The 15,017-nt window shown below is 68.1% G+C and carries 13 protein-coding genes and 1 other RNA gene; 5 read left to right on the top strand and 9 right to left on the bottom strand.

Translation table 11 applies throughout. From position 1 onward, the window contains the following. Window positions 1-8: 8 nt before the first annotated feature. Window positions 9-974 (bottom strand): alpha/beta fold hydrolase, encoded by a 966-nt coding sequence (locus tag ACETK8_RS03550; RefSeq protein ID WP_374038145.1) that lies wholly within the window; start codon window positions 972-974, stop codon window positions 9-11. 60 nt (window positions 975-1,034) lie between these two features. Between ACETK8_RS03550 and ACETK8_RS03555 the strand changes: the two genes are divergently transcribed. After that, a complete protein-coding gene (locus ACETK8_RS03555) occupies window positions 1,035-1,871 on the top strand; it encodes an aldo/keto reductase (protein ID WP_374038146.1) in 837 nt (278 codons plus the stop codon). A 166-nt stretch (window positions 1,872-2,037) separates the two neighbouring features. On the opposite strand, the gene ACETK8_RS03560 is transcribed toward ACETK8_RS03555, so the two are convergent. Next, window positions 2,038-4,215, bottom strand: coding sequence for a 3-hydroxyacyl-CoA dehydrogenase NAD-binding domain-containing protein (locus tag ACETK8_RS03560; RefSeq protein ID WP_374038147.1), 2,178 nt, complete (start codon window positions 4,213-4,215; stop codon window positions 2,038-2,040). 178 nt (window positions 4,216-4,393) lie between these two features. Further along, a complete protein-coding gene (locus ACETK8_RS03565; RefSeq protein WP_374038148.1) occupies window positions 4,394-5,599 on the bottom strand; it encodes an acetyl-CoA C-acetyltransferase in 1,206 nt (401 codons plus the stop codon). Window positions 5,600-5,768: 169 nt separating this feature from the next. Here ACETK8_RS03565 and ACETK8_RS03570 point away from each other — a divergent pair, with 169 nt between their 5' ends. After that, window positions 5,769-6,377: a CAP domain-containing protein gene (locus ACETK8_RS03570; protein WP_374038149.1), complete on the top strand. Its 609-nt coding sequence runs from the start codon at window positions 5,769-5,771 to the stop codon at window positions 6,375-6,377. A gap of 219 nt (window positions 6,378-6,596) precedes the next feature. On the opposite strand, the gene ACETK8_RS03575 is transcribed toward ACETK8_RS03570, so the two are convergent. Next, window positions 6,597-8,429: a DNA polymerase III subunit gamma/tau gene (locus tag ACETK8_RS03575; RefSeq protein WP_374038150.1), complete on the bottom strand. Its 1,833-nt coding sequence runs from the start codon at window positions 8,427-8,429 to the stop codon at window positions 6,597-6,599. 286 nt (window positions 8,430-8,715) lie between these two features. Then, window positions 8,716-8,811, bottom strand: an RNA gene (ffs, locus tag ACETK8_RS03580) — signal recognition particle sRNA small type. A gap of 74 nt (window positions 8,812-8,885) precedes the next feature. Here ffs and nudC point away from each other — a divergent pair. Beyond that, the gene (nudC, locus tag ACETK8_RS03585; protein WP_374038151.1) at window positions 8,886-9,809 is read left to right on the top strand and encodes an NAD(+) diphosphatase; all 924 of its coding nucleotides are present in this window, start codon (window positions 8,886-8,888) and stop codon (window positions 9,807-9,809) included. Between the two features lie 51 nt (window positions 9,810-9,860). Here nudC and ACETK8_RS03590 read toward each other — a convergent pair whose 3' ends face one another. Both ACETK8_RS03590 and ACETK8_RS03595 read right to left on the bottom strand, forming a co-directional pair. Continuing rightward, window positions 9,861-10,145, bottom strand: coding sequence for a GIY-YIG nuclease family protein (locus tag ACETK8_RS03590; protein WP_374038152.1), 285 nt, complete (start codon window positions 10,143-10,145; stop codon window positions 9,861-9,863). A 74-nt stretch (window positions 10,146-10,219) separates the two neighbouring features. Continuing rightward, on the bottom strand, window positions 10,220-10,942 hold the full coding sequence (locus ACETK8_RS03595; RefSeq protein ID WP_374038153.1) for a 3-deoxy-manno-octulosonate cytidylyltransferase: 723 nt from the start codon (window positions 10,940-10,942) through the stop codon (window positions 10,220-10,222). Between the two features lie 153 nt (window positions 10,943-11,095). Here ACETK8_RS03595 and ACETK8_RS03600 point away from each other — a divergent pair, with 153 nt between their 5' ends. After that, the gene (locus ACETK8_RS03600; RefSeq protein WP_374038154.1) at window positions 11,096-11,833 is read left to right on the top strand and encodes a c-type cytochrome; all 738 of its coding nucleotides are present in this window, start codon (window positions 11,096-11,098) and stop codon (window positions 11,831-11,833) included. 262 nt (window positions 11,834-12,095) lie between these two features. On the opposite strand, the gene ACETK8_RS03605 is transcribed toward ACETK8_RS03600, so the two are convergent. Continuing rightward, window positions 12,096-12,869 (bottom strand): NlpC/P60 family protein, encoded by a 774-nt coding sequence (locus tag ACETK8_RS03605; RefSeq protein ID WP_374038155.1) that lies wholly within the window; start codon window positions 12,867-12,869, stop codon window positions 12,096-12,098. A gap of 136 nt (window positions 12,870-13,005) precedes the next feature. Here ACETK8_RS03605 and ACETK8_RS03610 point away from each other — a divergent pair, with 136 nt between their 5' ends. Next, window positions 13,006-13,503: a hypothetical protein gene (locus ACETK8_RS03610; RefSeq protein WP_374038156.1), complete on the top strand. Its 498-nt coding sequence runs from the start codon at window positions 13,006-13,008 to the stop codon at window positions 13,501-13,503. On the opposite strand, the gene ACETK8_RS03615 is transcribed toward ACETK8_RS03610, so the two are convergent. Then, on the bottom strand, window positions 13,470-14,861 hold the full coding sequence (locus tag ACETK8_RS03615; protein ID WP_374038157.1) for a leucyl aminopeptidase family protein: 1,392 nt from the start codon (window positions 14,859-14,861) through the stop codon (window positions 13,470-13,472). The two genes, ACETK8_RS03610 and ACETK8_RS03615, sit on opposite strands and share 34 nt — an antisense overlap. Window positions 14,862-15,017: the final 156 nt, after the last annotated feature.

Raw genomic sequence — 15,017 nt, forward strand, 5'->3', positions numbered from 1 at the left:
CCCGGGTATCAGGCCCTGATGTCGCTGAGGAAGCCGATCAGGGCCGCATTGACCCCATCCGGCCGCTCCTGCTGCAGCCAGTGGCCCGCGCCGGGCAGGACGGTCTGGGACCGTAGATCGGTCAGCCAGTCCTTCAGCGTCGCCTCGTGCTGACCGGCGTAGTGGCGGACGGGATCGCGCTCGCCGACGACGAACATCGACGGCTGCCGTATCTTCGCATCCTGCAGGAAGGCGGTCAGGGCCCAGTTGCGGTCGATGTTGCGATACCAATCCAGCGGCCCCTTGAAGCCCCCGGCGGTGAAGGCGGCGACGTATTCCGCATGATGCATCTCGCTCATCCACGGCGGCAGGGTCGCGTCCTCGGAAACCTCGGACAGGAAGTTGTGGCCGGGCGCAATGAAGCCGGTCGACTGGCGCTCGGGCGGGGTCGCGCCGTCATAGGCGTAGAAGCCCTTTCGCAATCCGCCCGCCACATCCGCCTCGAAGATCCGGTGATGCTCCGGGTCCTGAAACTGGTTGATGTAGAGCTCGCCCAGGCCCGCGCGTTTCGACATCACCGCCATGATCGGGGTGGGTTTGCCGCCCGGGCGGCGCGGCTGGAACGGCACCGACAGGCCTGCGACGGCGGTGAACAGGTCCGGCCGCATCAGGGCGCAGTGCCAGGCGACCGGGGCGCCCCAGTCGTGACCGACGACGGTGCAGGTCGTCTCCCCCAGCGCCCGGACCAGATCGACCATGTCGCCGACCAGATCGAGAATGGAATAGGCCTCGGTCTCGGCCGGCTTGTCGGTCCCGCCATAGCCGCGCATGTCCGGAGCGACGGCGTGATAGCCGGCCTCGGAGAGCGCCTTCACCTGCGCCCGCCAGCTTATGCCGAGCTCAGGAAAGCCGTGGATCAGGAGAACCAGAGGACCGTCTCCGGCCTCGAGAATCTGCTGGTTCAGGCCGTCGGTCTTCACGATCCGGGTCTGCATGGGCGAGGTCTCCGAACGGGGCCTTTGAAGCCGAACGCCGCGTCGTGCATTGATGTCGCCATGACCCGCATGACCAGCTTTTCCGACGGTACGATCGTTCCGGTCCTCGGCCAAGGGACCTGGATGATCGGCGACGATCCCAGGACCCGCGATGCCGAGCAACAGGCTCTGTCGCGCGGCCTGGACCTGGGCCTGACCCTGATCGACACGGCCGAGATGTACGGCAACGGCAAGTCCGAGCGGTTGGTCGGCGAAGTCATCCAGGGTCGCCGCGACGAGGTCTTTCTGGTCTCCAAGATCCTGCCCGAACACGCGGGCGAGATGACCATGATGCTGCATGCCGAGAAGTCGCTGGAGCGGCTCGGCGTCGACCGGATCGACCTCTATCTGCTGCACTGGGAAAGCCGGTTCCCGCTGGAGGAGATCGTCGCCGGCTTCGAGGAACTGATCGACGAGGGGATGATCGCTCGCTGGGGCGTCTCCAACTTCGACACGCGCGCCATGAACCGGCTGAACGAGATCGAGGGAGGGGAGCAGTGCGCCGCCAACCAGGTCCTCTATCACCTGGGCTCGCGCGGCGTGGAGTTCGACCTCCTGTCCTGGCAGCAGGAGCATCTGCAGCCGATGATGGCCTATTCGCCCTTGGGGCGCGGCGGACTGCTGGACCATCCGGCGCTGCTGGCCGTGGCCGACCGGCACGATGCGACCCCGGCCCAGATCGCACTGGCGGCCGTGCTGCGTCAGGACGGGCTGATCGCCATTCCCAAGGCCTCCAGCGTCGCCCACGTCGAGGCCAATGCGGCGGCCCTGGAGATCGAACTGGACGCCGAAGACATCGAGGTTCTGGACCGCGCCTTCCCCCCGCCGACAGCGGCTCAGCCGCTGGATACGCTCTAGAACGCGTCCGTCTCCTCCCTGTCGCGAAGCGATGGGGAGGTGGCTCGGAGCGAAGCGGAGAGACGGAGGGGGTCTTCGTGCGCCCCAGAACCCCTCCGTCGTCTCGCGAAGGGCTCGCCGCCACCTCCCCATTCGCCAAGCGGCGAACGGGGAGGAGACGTCGATGCTAGGCCGCGGCCTTGGCTCCCGCGAACTTGCCGTAGAAGGTCTCGCCCTTGGCGGCCATGTCGCGCAGCATCTGCGGGACTTGGAAGCGCTCGCCGTATTGGGCGGCGTACCTGTCCGCCTGTTCGACGAAGGCCTTCAGGCCGATCTGGTCGATGTAGGTGATCGGGCCGCCGGTCCAGGGCGCGAAACCCCAGGCCAGGATGGCGCCGACATCGGCCTCGCGCGGGTCGTCGATGACGCCCTCGGCCCAGCATTTCGCTACTTCCACCGCCTGGCGGTAGAGGAGGCGGCGCTTCTGGTCCTCGACCAGTTCCGGCGTCGAGTCGTTGATCTTGACCGGCGCCAGGTCCGACAGGCCCTTCCACAGGGTCTTGGGCTTGGTCTCGTAGTCGTAGAAGCCCTTGCCGTTCTTGCGACCGTAGCGACCCAGGTCCTCGACCATGACGCGGACGATCTCCGAACCCGGCAGCGGGACGTACTTGTCGCCCAGGTCGATGGCCGTCTGTTTCGACACCTTGACCGACAGGTCCAGCGCGACGTCGTCGTGCATCTCCAGCGGGCCGCGCGGCATGCCGGTGGCGCGACCGATGTTGTCGATCAAGGCCGGGGCGTAGCCTTCCTCCAGCATGGCCAGACCTTCGGCCACATAGGTGCCGAAGCAGCGCGAGGTGTAGAAGCCGCGACCGTCGTTGACGACGATCGGGGTCTTCTTGATCTTCAGGACGTAGTCCAGCGACTTGGCCAGGGCCTCGGGCGAGGTCTTCTCGCCCATGATGATCTCGACCAGCATCATCTTGTCGACGGGCGAGAAGAAGTGGATGCCGATGAAGTCCTCGGGACGGACCGAGGCCTCGGCCAGGCCGGTGATCGGCAGGGTCGAGGTGTTGGAGCCGAACACGGCGCCCTTCTCCAGCTGGGCCTCGGCGCGCTTGGTGACGTCGGCCTTGATCTCGCGGTTCTCGAACACGGCCTCGATGACCAGGTCCGACCCCTTGATCTGGTCGTAGTCGGTGGTGGCGACGACCGAGGCCAGCAGGGCGTCATACTTGTCCTGCGTCAGCTGACCGCGCGACAGGCGCTTCTTCAGCAGTTCCTCGACGTGGGCCTTGCCCTTGTCGGCGCTCTCCTGATCGCGGTCGATCAGGATGGTCTGGATGCCGGCGAGCGCCTGAACGTAAGCGATGCCCGCGCCCATCATGCCGGCGCCGATGACGGTGACCTTCTTCGCGTCCGAAGGCGGCACGTTGGCCGGGCGCACGGCGCCCTTGTCCAGCTCCTGTTTCGACAGGAACAGCGACCGGATCATGCCTTGGGCTTGCGGGGTCATCAGGGTCTTGATGAAATAGCGGGTCTCGATGCGCAGGGCCGCGTCCATCGGCACCTGCAGGCCTTCGTAGACGGCCTTCATCAGGTTGGTCGCGGCCGGATAGTTGCCGTAGGTCTGTTTACGGATCATCGCGTTGCCGACGATGAAGTTCTGCACGCCCACCGGGTGGTAGGGGCCGCCGCCGGGCTGTTTGAAGCCCTTGTCGTCCCAGGGCTGCTGGGCCTTGCCGCCGCCCTTGATCCAGGCCTTGGCGGCCTCGACCTCGGTGCCGGCCGGGACGACCTCATGGATGAAGCCCGCGCCCTTGGCGTCGTTCGGACGGAAGGACTTGCCCTCGGTCATGGCCATCATGGCCGCCTGCACGCCGATCAGGCGCGGCAGACGCTGGGTGCCGCCGCCGCCGGGGAAGAGGCCGACCTTGATCTCAGGCAGGCCCAGCTGGATCTTCGGGCTGTCGCCGGCCACGCGGTAATGGCAGGCCAGGGTCAGTTCCAGACCGCCGCCCAGGGCCAGGCCGTTGATGGCAGCCGCCACCGGCTTGCCGCAGGTTTCCAGGGCGCGCAGCGAGCCGTTCATCTTCCAGCCGGCGTCGAACGCCTTCTGCAGATCGCCCGAACCGGACAGGAGCCCTGCCGCCATGTCGCCGAGGTCGGCGCCGGCGCAGAAGCCCGAAGCCTTGCCCGAGGTGATGACCGCGCCCTTGATGGCGTCGTCGGTCTTGATGCGTTCGACCAGGGCCGGCATCTCGTCCATGACCTTGCCGGTCAGGGTGTTCATCGAACGGCCCGGCACGTCGAATACAATCGTAGCGACGCCATCAGCATCGACGTCGATCTTGAAGTTTTCCATTGGCCGAAGGCCCTTCATTCTGATGCGTCGGCGCTTGGGCCGACCGATGATGGTTCATCACCGCGAACACGGCGGAGGCACGGCGGACACGGCGAGACGGTGCGCGCTGTGATCGCTGTGAACTCGTCGTGCCCGCCGTGATGAACCCCTTTGCTGAGCGCTGATGCGCTCGATGAAGTCAGACGCGTTCGATGACGGTGGCGGTGCCCATGCCGCCGCCGATGCACAGGGTGATGAGGGCGGTTTCCTTGTTGGACCGCTCCAGCTCGTCCAGCACGACGCCGGTGATCATGGCCCCGGTGGCGCCCAGCGGGTGGCCCATGGCGATGGCGCCGCCGCAGACGTTGATCTGGTCGTGCGGGATGTCGAGCGCCTGCATGAAGCGCAGGACGACGGCGGCGAAGGCCTCGTTCAGCTCCCACAGGTCGATGTCCGACCTGGACATGCCCAGCTTGCCCAAGAGCTTGTTGGCCACGAACTCCGGCCCGGTCAGCATGATGGAGGGCTCCGACCCGATCGAGGCGGCGCCCTTGATGCGGGCGCGCGGCTTAAGGCCCAGGGCCTTGCCGGCTTCCAGCGAGCCGATCAGGACGCCGGCCGAACCGTCGACGATGCCGGACGAGTTGCCGGGGGTGTGGACGTGGTTGACGCGCTCGACCTCGGGGTAGCGCTGGTTGATCACGGCGTCGAAGGCCATCTCGCCCATCATGGCGAAGGACGGGTTCAGGGCGCCGAGGGTCTGCATGTCCGTGTTCGGACGGATGGTCTCGTCATGGTCCAAACGGATCAGGCCCAGCTGGTCCTTGACCGGCACGATCGAGTTCTTGAACCGGCCCTCGGCCCAGCTCTTCGCCGACCGCTTGTGGCTCTCGACCGAATAGGCGTCCACATCGTCGCGGCTGAAGCCCCATTTGGAGGCGATCATGTCGGCCGAGACGCCCTGGGGCACGAAATAGGTCGGGAAGGCCGAGTTCGGATCGACCGGCCAGGCGCCGCCGTCCGAACCCATGGGCACCCGGCTCATGGCCTCGATGCCGCCGCCGACGGCGAAATCGGCCTCGCCGGACTTCACCTTGGCCGCCGCCATGTTCACGGCTTCCAGGCCCGAGGCGCAGAAGCGGTTGATCTGCACGCCCGCCGTCGTCTGGGCCCAGCCGGCGTTCAAGACGGCGGTGCGGGCGATGTCCGAGCCCTGCTCGCCCACCGGCGAAACGCAGCCCAGGATGACGTCGTCCACCTTGGAGGTGTCCAGCCCGTTCCGGTCCCGCAGGGCTTCCAGCACCTGGGTGGCCAGCGACAGGGCGGTGATCTCGTGCAGGGAGCCGTCCTTCTTGCCCTTGCCGCGCGGCGTCCGCACGGCGTCGTAGATATAGGCCTCGGTCATGGGGTCATTCCCTTTCTTGTCCCTATCGCTCGGCGCGCGGCGCCTCGCTGCTTGAGGGACGGAGGACGGATGTAAAGGTGAAGCGTCTAAAGCCGACGTTTACGTCAACGTCAAGATAAGAGTTGTCGCGCCTTGGAACAGCCCCCATCGCGTGGGATTTTGATCGCCGATGAACACCCGCTGCCTCCTCGCCGCAATCGTGGCCGTGATCACAATGCCGGTCTCCGCCCGGGCCCAGTCCTCCGTCCAGGCCGAGCCGACGGACGACCATGTCTGGTTCGAGCCCGCCTCGGAACAGGCCCGCACCCTGCGCGCCATCGTCCCGGCCGACGACAGCCGCCCGTCCAACGAGATCGAGGCCCGCGTCCTGATCGCCCATAACCGCGAACGGGCGGCCTCCAACGTCGGGCCCCTGATCTGGAGCGACAATCTGGAAGCCGAGGCGCGCGACTGGGTCGAGGAGCTGATCGCCACCGATCGCTTCGCCCACGACCCGCGTCCGCACGGCCACGGCGAGAACCTCTGGATGGGCTGGGGCGGTCGCGTCTTCACGCCCGAGGACATGGTCGGCGGCTGGATCGCCGAGCGCCATCTCTATCGCCCCGGCGTCTTCCCGAACGTCAGCCGCACCGGCGACTGGGTCGCGGTGGGCCACTACACCCAGCTGATCTGGCGCGGCACCACCCACGTCGGCTGCGCCATCGCGACGCGGGGCGACCGCTCGATTTTGGCGTGCCGTTATTCACCGCCGGGCAACGTCGACGGGCAGCGACCCTGACAAACCCCTCTCCCCTTGCGGGTCGACGAAGGATCGCATGCGATCCAAGGAGGGGAGGCGGCGCACGAGAGCACAGCGATCGTCCTCGCGCCGTCGGGTGAGGGGTGAAACTCACTATGACCGAGCGAGCACAGGACCCGTCTCCGCCGTGTCCCCGTACCCCTCATCCGACCTCGCTTCGCTCGGCCACCTTCTCCCGCAAGGGGAGAAGGAACGGGGTCAGTCCTCGCCATCGTCGTCCGGGATCGCCGGCATCTCCACCGACGGGGCCAGGGTCTTGATCTCGCCGACGACGGCGCCGGGGAAGGCCTCCAGCACCGCCTTCACGAAGGAATCGGCCTCGACCGCCGCCCGTTCCTCGGCCTTTTCGCGGCGGTTGATCTCGATGACCGTTTCGCCGCCGCCCTCGCCGTTGGCGATGACGAACCACTGGCGGCCGGTCCATTCCTTGAGGCGCGAAGCCAGCTTGGGCGCCAGGTTCACCGGCATGCCCGCGACCGGCTCGAACGTCAGGCGACCCGGCGCGAAGGAGACGGGGCGGACATAGCGCTCGATCTCCATCTGCAGCGCGATCTCGCGCTTCTGGCCGACCAGCGACACCACCTCCTCGAACGACTGCGGATTGGGCAGGGTCGGGATGGGCGCCGGGCGGACCGACAGTTGGGCCGAGGCGCCGCCGCCTCCACCCCCACCGCCGCCACGCGGGGCCGCGCCGCCGCCCAGCGGCTCGCCGTTCTGCAGCTTCTTCAGCGCCTCTTCCGGCCCAGGCAGGTCGGCCGCGTAGGCCAGGCGGACGATGACCATCTCCACCGCATCTGCCGGGCTCGGCGCGCGGCGGACCTCGTCCAGCCCCTTCAGCAGCATCGACCAGGTCCGCGACAGGGTTCCGGCCGAGACCGCCGAGCCCATGGCCGCCAGCCTCTGGGCCTGATCGTTCGGCAGCCGCGTCGCGTTCGGCCCCAGCATCTTGGCCACCGAGGCGGCGTGGCAGTGTTCCAGAAGGTCGTTGGTCACCTGCACCGGGTCGGCGCCGTAGCCGTACAGGGTGCGGAAGGTCTCGATGGCCTCGGGCGTGCGGCCGGCCATGACCTGTTCGAACAGGGCGATGGTCTGGCTGCGGTCCGCCAGACCCAGCATGTCGCGAACCGTGTCGGTCGCGACCGGCTCGCCCCGCTCGCCCTGAACAAGGGCCTGATCAAGCAGCGACAGGCCGTCGCGCACCGATCCCTCGGCCGCGCGGGCGATGAGGGCGAGCGCATCGTCCTCGACCCGCATCCCTTCCTTCGTGGCGATCCGGCCGAGGTGTTCGGACAGGATCTCCGGCTCCACCCGGCGCAGGTCGAACCGCTGACAGCGGCTCAGGATTGTCACCGGCACCTTGCGGATCTCGGTGGTGGCGAAGATGAACTTCGCGTGCGGCGGCGGCTCTTCCAGCGTCTTCAGAAGCGCGTTGAAGGCCTGGTTGGACAGCATGTGGACTTCGTCGAGGACGTAGACCTTGTAGCGGGCCTCGACCGGCGCGTAGCGGACGCTTTCCAGGATGTCGCGGATGTCGTTGACGCCGGTGTGCGAGGCGGCGTCCATCTCCATGACGTCCATATGCTGGCCGGCCATGATCGCCGCGTCATGGACCCCGTTGGCCGACAGCTCCAGCGACGGCTTGTCGATGACGTCGGTCTCGTTGTTCAGGGCGCGGGCCAGAAGCCGCGCCGTCGTCGTCTTGCCGACCCCCCGCACGCCGGTCAGCATGAAGGCGTGGGCGATCCGGCCGGTGGCGAAGGCGTTGGTCAGGGTGCGCACCATCGCCTCCTGACCGATCAGGTCCTCGAAGGTGCGCGGCCGGTATTTGCGGGCCAGGACGGTATAGGCCTCGCCGTCGCCTTCGACGGGCGCGGGTGTCGAGACCGGAACAGGCTCTTTCGCGACCGGCTTGGCCTCTGCGGCGGGCGCAGGGGCGGGGCCGCCGAACATGTCGTCGGTGTTCTCGTCGCGCTCAGGGGCGTCGTCTTCCGCCCAGGGCGGATCGCCGGAATCAAGGTCGACGTCGGTCATGGGACCGTCTTACCGCGAGTAAGCTATGGCGCGCGACTCCTCGTCCCCTTCTTTCGTCATCCTCCGGCGAGCGCAGCGAGACCGGTGGACCCAGCGGCGCCGAAGGCGACCTGTTCAGGCAAGATGCTTGGAGCGGCGGTGTGCGCGGCAGTTTCGCGCTCTCGCGCGCCGCTGGGTCCACCGGTCTGCGCCGCTGCGCGGCTTGCCGGAGGATGACGAAAGAAAGGGGGATCGCGCTCAAGCAGCGAGGCTCCGCGAGCCGAGCGGTAGCGCACTTAAAAATGCAAGGAGGTGGAGACCGCGACCCGAAGGGGAATTCGTTGTGGCTGCTGCCTTCCGGCCCTGACCAGGTTGGCGAAGCCTTCGCCCGCGATCTCCAAGGCCCATATCGCGAATCCAGGCGGCGATATCAAGGCGCCCCTCCCGAACGGCGCGGAACGGGGGTAGGGAAGGCCCATGGCTCTCCCCGTCCTCAATACCTTCGCCGGCAATCCGCTGGACCGCGCCGGCGAGCTTCGGACCACCGAGGGGTGGCTGGAGGAACAGGTCGAGCGGACCGACGCCCTGGCCCTGGTCTTCTGGGATGGTCAGCCGCTCCTGGAGGATCATCCCGACGGGCCGCGCCTGACCTTCATCGACCTGAGCCATGCGCGGGACCTGGCGCCCGATCCGGATCAGCACCTGTTCCTGGGTCTCTGGAAGGAGGCGCCCGTCTTCGCCGTCGAGCTGGAGGGATCGGTCGATCCGGCCGAGGGACCGGTCCGGGGACTGGGCGTCTTCACCGGCATGCGCGAGGCGGCAGCGGTGCTGTCGGCGGCCGATGCGGCCATGGCGGGCGGGGCCAAGTCCCTGTTCGACTGGCGTCGGCGGCACGGCTTCTGCGCCAACTGCGGGACAGAGACGAAATCGACGGCCGGCGGATGGAAGCGGGTCTGCCCCAGCTGCAAGGCCGAGCATTTCCCCCGCGTCGACCCGGTCACCATAATGCTGCCGACCTACAAAGGGCGGTGTCTCTTGGGCCGTCAGGCGGCCTGGCCGGCGGGGCGGATGTCGGCGCTGGCGGGGTTCCTCGAACCCGGCGAGACCATCGAGGAGGCCTGCGCCCGCGAGATCATGGAGGAGGCGGGCCTGACCGTGACGGCCGTCCGCTACCACTCCAGCCAGCCCTGGCCCTTCCCCTCCCAACTGATGATCGGCCTTATCGCCGAGGTGTCGGAGGAGGACGCGACGCCGGACCAGACCGAGCTGGAAGAGGTCCGCTGGTTCACCCGCGAGGAGGCCGAGGCCGTGCTGGCGGGGGCGCATGCCGTGAAGGCCCCGCCGCCCTTCGCCATCGCCCACACCCTGATCCGGGCCTGGGTGGATGGGTTCGAGGTCTAGACTCTCAAAATCTCCGCTCATCCCCGCGGAAGCGGGGACCCGGTGAGAGCCTCAAAACAGGTCTTCGAACAGGTCCCGCCAACCCGGGTTCATCTTCTCAATCAGCTCAAGCTTCCAAACCCGATTCCACTTCTTGATCCGGCGTTCGCGGACAAAGGCGTCATGCCGGGTCGGATGCTGCTCGCACCAGACGAGCACAGCGCATCCGTACTTCGCGGTGAAGCCGGCAAAGGTTTTCGCGCGATGCTGGCTCGTTCGACGAATGAGCCCGTCCGTTGAACCAGTGTAGATCGTGCCGTTCCGCGCCGTCGCGACCATGTAGGTGTAGAAGGCCATGGCCTACCTCGCGAAAGGACTGGGTCCCCGCTTTCGCGGGGATGAGCGGAAATCCTAACGCAACTTTTGGTGGTTCAAGCCAGTTTTCTCGCCGCTTCCAGATCCGCCGGATTGTCCACCGAGATCGGCGCCTCCTCGATCACGGCCGCCCAGATCGACAAACCCAGCTCCAGCGCCCGCAGCTGTTCCAGCTTCTCGCGCTGTTCCAGCGGCGAGGGCGGGGCGGCGCAGAAACGTTTCAGGGCCTCGCGGCGGTAGCCGTAGACGCCGATGTGCCGCCACACCGGCGCATCTCCATAAAGCGTCGAGCGGGTGAAATAGAGGGCGCGGCCATGCTTGTGGCCGTCCGCCAGGGCCAGCACCGCCTTGACCACATCGACATTCGACCGGTCCGACACATCGGCTTCCGGCGCGACCAGGGTGGCGATGTCGCAGCCGGGCTCGCCGTGCAGAAGGGCGGCGCAGGCCGTGGCGATGCCGGGATCGGCCAGGGGCATGTCGCCCTGCAGATTGATGACCGAATCATATTCGCCGTCGGGATCCAGCGTCTCCAGCGCCGCCAGAACCCGGTCCGACCCCGACGGAAGCGCCGGATCGGTCAGGACCGCGCGACCGCCGGCCGCCTGGATCACATCGACGATCTCCTGGTCGCCCGCCGCCACCGCGACCGGAAGGCCCGACAGGACGGCCTGCTCCCAGGCCCGGATCACCATGGGTTTGCCGCCGATATCGGCCAGCGGTTTACCCGGAAGACGGGTCGCCGACATGCGAGTGGGTATCAGTATCAACGGCGTCATCAGTGGCCTTTCGGTCATGCGACGCCCGGACGCTCAAACTGAGGTCCGGGGCCGGTTGCGAAGGCGGCGCTAGCGTGTAAGAGACCGCCAATCAAGATTTCGCCCGGATTGCTGCAGCATGCCGGGCCTCCAGAGACGGGATGCGACGACGCGATGAGCGGCGATCTGAAGTGGAACAAGATTTTCGGTGCTGGCCTGGGGACGGCGTTTGTCATCCTGGTCGTCCAGCAGGTCTCGGGCGGCATCTATGCGACGCACGCTCCCGAGAAGATGGGCTATTTCGTCGACGCCCCTGAAGAGGCCGCCGGCGGTCCCGCCGAGGCTGTCCTGCCGCCGGACTGGGGCACGGTCCTGCCGGTCGCCGACCTGGCCGCCGGTGAAGCCGCCTTCGCGCGCTGCCAGGCCTGCCACAACATCACCCAGGGCGGCGCCGACGGCATCGGTCCGAACCTGTGGGGCGTCGTGGGCGGTCCGGTCATGCACCGCGCCGGCTTCGCCTATTCGGACGCCATGGCCAAGCACAAGTCGGAAGCTCCGACCTGGGGCTATGACGAGTTGGATCGCTTCATCACGGCCCCGAACCGCTACGTCTCGGGCACCAAGATGTCGTTCGCGGGTCTGCGCGACACCCCGACCCGCATCAACCTGATCGCCTACCTGCGCAGCCAGGGTTCGTCGGGCTATGCGATCCCGGCGCCGGATCCCTCCCGTCAGCCGGGCGCCGCCGCTCCGGCCGAGGGTGAAGCCCCCGCCGAGGGCGCGGCTCCGACCGACGCCGCTCCGGCCGCCGAAGGCGGGGCCGCCCCCGCCGACGCCGCCACGGGCGCCGCCCCGACCCAGACGCCTCCGGCCGCTCCGCCGGCCGCGACGAGCGCCCCGGCCGGCCACTAAGCCGAACGGACCATCAGACGACGAACAGGCGGCCTTCGGGCCGCCTGTTTTCGTTTGGGGGCACGTCTCCTCCCTGTCGCGCAGCGATGGGGAGGTGGCAGCGAGCTCTTCGCGAGCTGACGGAGGGGGCGACCGGGTCTCGACAGGCGAGTACTCGCCAACCCTCACTCCGACCACCGTCTCGCCCCCTCCGTCACGGCGCCGAAGAAGCGCCGCGCCACCTCCCCATTCGCCAAGCGGCGAACGGGGAGGAGACAGGATTTCAGAGGCGGCGGAAGACGGCGGGTTCGAAGCCGTCGGCCAGATAGCGGGCATCGGCCTCGGCGAAGGCCTCGACTGTGACCGCGCCGTGGAAGCCGGTGGCGTGGATCACGCGGGTCTCGTCCAGCATGAAGGCCGAGTGGCCGGTCCAGCTGTGACCGGCGTCGTTCAGCCAGACGACGATGTCGCCGCGCCGGGCCTGATCGCGCGAAACGGCGACGCCCAGTTCGGCCTGTTCGTGGGAGCGGCGAGGGCCGGCGAGGCCGCAGGCGAACAGAGCCTGTTGCACCAGACCCGAGCAGTCGGTCTCCACCGAGGAACGGGCGCCCAGAGCGTGCGGCACGCCCAGAAGGGTTTCGGCCACGGTCACGGGATCGCCCTCGAAGGCGCCGATCTCGGCATCCGAGGCGTCGTCGGTCAGGGCGTTCAGTGGCAGGTCGGATTTCACCGAGGAGACCCGGCGGGTCGGCAGGCCGCGATGGGCAACCAGGACCACGGCGTCCATCCAGCCCACGGTGCCGTCGCGCCGCGCCTGACCCCAGACGCGTCCGCCGCGCTGTTCCAGAACGTCGAAGATTTCGCCATGCAGAAGCTGGTCGATCCGTTCCGAGCCCTTGCCGGCGTCGGCATGGATGTCGGCGACCGGGACGGCGCAACGCATGGGCTCGACCGCGCGGAAGGCCTCGGCGCGCACGCACCCCTCCAGCGCCTGCGCGGCCAGATCGGGCCGGGCGAGGGTGGTGCGGGGATCGAAGGCGGTCGACGGATCGGTCAAGCGAAGGCCCTGACGGTTAGACGATCCTTGTGACAGGCGAAGGCGAAAGTCCCGTTAATGGCGAACGGAATTTCTCCGCATCTTGAATCACATCGCCGGATCGCCAGTTCAGATCGACGTGATCGCGGAGGGACGGATGTTGGGGCTGGCTGTTGTGACGCTGATGGCGGCGGCCGTCATGATCGGGTTTCCGGAAACGCCGGTCGCCCGGTCGATGCGGCGCTGGCTGATCGAGGCGCCCGCGCGCTGGCTGAACCGCAAGAATGTCTGGCGGACCCTGTTCTACGTCGGTCTGGCGGCGGCGGGTCTGGCGATGATCGTCCTGTTCGAGGCCGAGGGTGCGATCCTGTACGGCGCCATGGCCCCGGAAATCCTGACCTGGGCGGTGCTGTTCGACGTCGGCGTGCTGATCGACGCGCTTCTGATCGCTGCAGCCGTCATGGCGACCAACGGGCTGCGTGTGGCGCGACTGCAGGCGAAAGCATTCACAGAGCGACTGGCCGTGGCGATCCGGCGCACCGCCGGTCGTGCGAGGCGTGCGCGTCCCGCGATCCGACCCACGAAGAAGCCCGCCGCCGACGATCGACCGGCGTGGGGGCTTCAGCCCGCGTATCGCGCCTTCAGCATGGCGTAGGCGGCGCGCAGGCTCTGGGCCTCGCCGCCCTCGGGATGGCCGGGACGCCCCCGGCTGTTCCAGGCGAAGACGTCCAGATGCGCCCAGGCGCCCGTCGTCGGCGCGAACTTCTGCAGGAACAGGGCCGCCGTGATCGAGCCGCCCTGGGCCCAGGCGGCCGAGTCGTTCCGCACATCCGCGATGTCGCTGTCGATCGAGGCGCGATACCCGGCCCACAGCGGCATCCGCCACAGGGGATCGCGCACCGCCTCCGCCGCCGCCAAGAGGTCCGCCGCCAGCGCCTCGTCGTCGGTGTAGAGGGGCGGCAGTTCGGGCCCCAGGGCGATGCGCGCCGCCCCGGTCAGGGTGGCGAAGTCCAGCGTCAGGTCCGGCGAATGCTCGCCCGCCCGCGCCAGGGCGTCGGACAGGATCAGCCGGCCTTCGGCATCCGTATTGCCGATCTCGATGGTCAGGCCCTTGCGGCTGTTGAGCACGTCGCCCGGCCGGAAGGCGTCGCCGGAAATGGCGTTCTCCACGGCCGCGACCAGAACCACCAGCCGGATCGGCAGGTCCGCCTGCATGACCAGACGGCCCAGCGCCAGCGCATGAGCCGCGCCGCCCATGTCCTTCTTCATGTTCCGCATCCCGGCGGCGGACTTGATGTCCAGCCCGCCGGTGTCGAAGGCCACCCCCTTGCCGACCAGGGCGATCAACGGCCGATCGGTCTTGTCGAGGTTCCAGCCGATCTCGATGATCCGGGGCGCGCGATGCGGCGCGGCGGCGCGACCCACGGCGTGGATGGCCGGATAGTTTTCTTCCAGCAGAGCGTCGCCGACGACGACCGAGAAGGCCGCGCCATGGGCCTCGGCGATCTCCCGGCCGATGGTCTCCATCTGCAGCGGACCCATGTCGGCGGGCGGGGTGTCGACCATCTCGCGGGCGAGGGCGCAGGCCGAGGCGATCCGCAGGGCCTCCTCCAGATCGAAGCCGTCCGGCGCGACCAGACGAACCTCGGCCCGCTCCCTGGTCTTGTAGCGATCGAAGACATAGCGGCCGAGCAGGAAGGCCAGGGCCGCCGTCTTCGCGTCCTCGGGCTCCGCCTCCAGCCGATAGAGACCGGCGGGCAGTTTCGCCGACAGGGCCCGCGCCGACATCGGGTCGAAGGTCTTGCCGGCCCCGACCACTACATGGTCGATTGCGCCGTCAGGTCCCGGCACGATCAGAACCTCGCCCGCCTTGCCCTTGAAGCCGAGACGGTCGGCCCAGGCCTGGGCGGCGGCGCCCAGCGCGCCGTTCGGCCCCACGAAGCGGATGGGAACGGCGCCGGCGGCCTCCGGGCTGTCGGCGGCGATGACGGGATCGGGAGAAACGACGGACATGGACAGGATATAGACCGATGCGCGGCCGTGAGAAAATCAGCCGCCGGACGAAAAGAAATTGCGCTGAAGCTTACGTTTCGCCGCCCCTCACGACGTCATCTCAACAGAAGGGGTAGATCCATGTTGGTTGGCGAAGTTCTGGCGTTCCTGCACCGC

The sequence above is a fragment of the Brevundimonas staleyi genome (assembly GCF_041893865.1).
Lineage (GTDB): Bacteria > Pseudomonadota > Alphaproteobacteria > Caulobacterales > Caulobacteraceae > Brevundimonas > Brevundimonas staleyi.

Bases quoted from the DNA above. Each gene is read 5' to 3' on its own strand.
- ACETK8_RS03575 (WP_374038150.1), bottom strand. From the start codon at position 8,429: ATGACCGACGTCGACCTTGATTCCGGCGATCCGCCCTGGGCGGAAGAC.
- ACETK8_RS03565 (WP_374038148.1), bottom strand. From the start codon at position 5,599: ATGACCGAGGCCTATATCTACGACGCCGTGCGGACGCCGCGCGGCAAG.
- ACETK8_RS03590 (WP_374038152.1), bottom strand. From the start codon at position 10,145: ATGGCCTTCTACACCTACATGGTCGCGACGGCGCGGAACGGCACGATC.
- ACETK8_RS03570 (WP_374038149.1), top strand. From the start codon at position 5,769: ATGAACACCCGCTGCCTCCTCGCCGCAATCGTGGCCGTGATCACAATG.
- ACETK8_RS03550 (WP_374038145.1), bottom strand. From the start codon at position 974: ATGCAGACCCGGATCGTGAAGACCGACGGCCTGAACCAGCAGATTCTC.
- ACETK8_RS03555 (WP_374038146.1), top strand. From the start codon at position 1,035: ATGACCCGCATGACCAGCTTTTCCGACGGTACGATCGTTCCGGTCCTC.
- ACETK8_RS03615 (WP_374038157.1), bottom strand. From the start codon at position 14,861: ATGTCCGTCGTTTCTCCCGATCCCGTCATCGCCGCCGACAGCCCGGAG.
- ACETK8_RS03610 (WP_374038156.1), top strand. From the start codon at position 13,006: ATGTTGGGGCTGGCTGTTGTGACGCTGATGGCGGCGGCCGTCATGATC.
- nudC (WP_374038151.1), top strand. From the start codon at position 8,886: ATGGCTCTCCCCGTCCTCAATACCTTCGCCGGCAATCCGCTGGACCGC.
- ACETK8_RS03560 (WP_374038147.1), bottom strand. From the start codon at position 4,215: ATGGAAAACTTCAAGATCGACGTCGATGCTGATGGCGTCGCTACGATT.
- ACETK8_RS03600 (WP_374038154.1), top strand. From the start codon at position 11,096: ATGAGCGGCGATCTGAAGTGGAACAAGATTTTCGGTGCTGGCCTGGGG.
- ACETK8_RS03595 (WP_374038153.1), bottom strand. From the start codon at position 10,942: ATGACGCCGTTGATACTGATACCCACTCGCATGTCGGCGACCCGTCTT.